Genomic DNA, 223 nt, shown 5'->3' with positions numbered 1-223 from the left:
ACCACCGTAAACCGTTATGAGCAATGGGGTGACACAGAAGGGCAGTGACGCAGGCTGATGGAATAGCCTGTCCAAGCAGTGAGGCAGAGTTGTAGGCAAATCCGCAACTCGTGTAAGCTAGGCTGTGATGGGGAGCGAAAATTGCAGTAGCGAAGGTCATGTACTCCGGCTGTCAAGAAAAGCCTCTAGCCAGGTGAAGGTGCCCGTACCGCAAACCGACACA

Annotated in this window: 1 rRNA gene; it reads left to right on the top strand. The window is 53.8% G+C overall.

Annotation, left to right across the window (positions count from 1 at the left end):
* Window positions 1-223: ribosomal RNA gene (locus tag WFJ73_RS33520) — 23S ribosomal RNA — on the top strand; the annotation flags it as partial.

The organism is Paenibacillus sp. MMO-58 (assembly GCF_037146255.1).
Taxonomy (GTDB): domain Bacteria; phylum Bacillota; class Bacilli; order Paenibacillales; family Paenibacillaceae; genus Pristimantibacillus.
This window is presented reverse-complemented; position numbering and strand designations above follow the sequence as displayed.